A 2,047-nucleotide genomic window follows, 5' to 3' on the forward strand; every position below is an offset into this window, starting at 1 on the left:
TTCAGATGAAGGTATGGTGATTTAAAGTCAGAATGATAAAATTATGGAAGATATAAACTAACTAATTCTAAAGAATACAGTAATTTAACTTGATTTAAAACATTGATATGACATGTCTAATGGTAAAATCATATTAAAATCAAAAAAGAGCATTATATAACGGGGTTATCCTTAACTTTATAGGAGTGTTAGTTAACTTAATACTATTTAACATATTAAATAGATATTAATACTTGTTCCCACAAAAAGAGTAAATGTGATTGTGAGAGCTTTTTTTCTATGTTGCTATAATATCATTTCTCCAATCACCTATTTAAAGATTTATTAGCCGTTTATATCAGTATATTTCTTCAAAAACTTGTTTTATTTAATCTCGATGGGCTCCAAATTTGCCTTATGTGATAATGAATGACTAACGATTCATTGATCATGATTTTTGCAGAATCAACTTTTCTTATTGTCCTAATGTTTGGTGAAGGTAGTGTTTGATTAAATGGCATTGTTTGAAAAAGTAGGAAAAGTAAATTTTAGATGTGAATGAACCCTTCAAATGTAATTTGTCCCTTTTCAATTAGGTAAATAGCGAACACTTCCAATAAGAAAAATTAAACATCAATATATTTAATTTCTTTAATAAAAGGAGAGAATTCCGCATGCTTATCAATGAAATCTAAAACAAGATCATTATGATATTCTCTAGCTTCAATAGGATTTAACTTTCGTGAAACTAATCTTTCTTTTCGAATTTGCTTCATGAAATGTTTATCATTACCAAAAATAGCTAATCGTTTATCCTTAAAATTAGGAATATAATCCATAACTACCATCTTAATATTCAAAGGGATAGGTTCTTTAAGATAAACAATATTCTCTAAAAATGAAGCATCCGCATTTTTAAGAAAATCAATATCAAATATTAATAATCTAACTTTCATAATTTTCCTCAATTAATATAATTACTTTTGTTTAATATAATATGGGACTGTCCACTAATTGGGTCTGAAAAATGTGGGGGTATGTATGTCACTGATTTATGACATCCCAACCTGCAGTATGAATCACCACTCTGAAAAAATACTCCCTGCAACAAACCAAAATACAAAGGGGGGGGGGTGTAACCTCCAGCACATGGTACCATTAACTTCTTTTTACAAAGTCCTATTAATTTAAACAAACACTAACAAAATAATTATAGATATTTTCAAAGACCTTTATTTTCTTTATCAATTATTTAAAAATATTAAACTCTTGATAATTTTCACCATATTTAAAAATTTATCCTAGAAAAATCCTTATTTTTTAATAATAACCTTCTAATATTCTGATTTTAGATTAAATAAGTACTTAAATTTATATATGATGGAATTTATAATATTATAGTAAGTAACAGTTGAAAAAATAAGATGTCCGTTCTGATTTTTTCTTTAGGATTTTTTCCTTGAAATAACTGGAATCAAAAAAAATATTTTATGTTAAAGGAGTGTTTAAATTATGTCAATAGTTGTTATGAAAGTGCAAGATGTGCCGACTGAATTTGAATGTGTAAATCACGGAGATAAACTAGATAATGAGCATTTCGCTAAACATACTGCTTATTTTATTAATAACTTCAAAAAGGATAAACCTTACCGAATAATTATAGTATTTTACCAAATATTTATTACATATGATGGTCAAAAATATTAATATGAAAATTGCAAAAGTTGAAGACCATTACACAATTGATGAGATAAATGAGTTACTAAAACAATACAAGAACAACGCTGAAGTTCATAATAGGTTAATATTCATTAAAGCTTTATTAAAAGGACACACAATAACAGAAGTAACCTCAATATTGGATGTGTCTCGTCAAACTGGATCACGATGGTTAAAAAATTATAATAAATATGGTTTAGATGGTTTAGTTTCCAATCGTCAGAATTCCGGAACCAAATGTAAGTTGAGCAATGAGCAGTTAAGGATATTAAACGAAGAAATTTCAAATCCTAACAAATCTTATACTATCAAGCAGGCTCACAAATTTATTTTAGATGAATTTGGTATT

General features: G+C 26.9%; 3 protein-coding genes. 2 read left to right on the forward strand and 1 reads right to left on the reverse strand.

All coding sequences use genetic code 11. From position 1 onward, the window contains the following. Positions 1–605: 605 nt before the first annotated feature. A complete protein-coding gene (locus QZ146_RS08725) occupies positions 606–935 on the reverse strand; it encodes a hypothetical protein (protein ID WP_295723715.1) in 330 nt (109 codons plus the stop codon). A gap of 556 nt (positions 936–1,491) precedes the next feature. Between QZ146_RS08725 and QZ146_RS08730 the strand changes: the two genes are divergently transcribed. Both QZ146_RS08730 and QZ146_RS08735 read left to right on the forward strand, forming a co-directional pair. Further along, positions 1,492–1,686, forward strand: a complete 195-nt coding sequence (locus QZ146_RS08730; protein ID WP_295723717.1) for a hypothetical protein — start codon at positions 1,492–1,494, stop codon at positions 1,684–1,686. Position 1,687: 1 nt separating this feature from the next. Next, on the forward strand, positions 1,688–2,047 hold a 360-nt coding region (locus QZ146_RS08735; protein ID WP_295723719.1), incomplete at its 3' end, for a helix-turn-helix domain-containing protein.

The organism is uncultured Methanobrevibacter sp. (assembly GCF_905235195.1).
In the GTDB taxonomy this organism is placed as follows: domain Archaea; phylum Methanobacteriota; class Methanobacteria; order Methanobacteriales; family Methanobacteriaceae; genus Methanarmilla.

Coding starts and splice junctions, on each gene's coding strand:
- QZ146_RS08725 (WP_295723715.1), bottom strand. CDS start 935: ATGAAAGTTAGATTATTAATATTTGATATTGATTTTCTTAAAAATGCG.
- QZ146_RS08730 (WP_295723717.1), top strand. CDS start 1,492: ATGTCAATAGTTGTTATGAAAGTGCAAGATGTGCCGACTGAATTTGAA.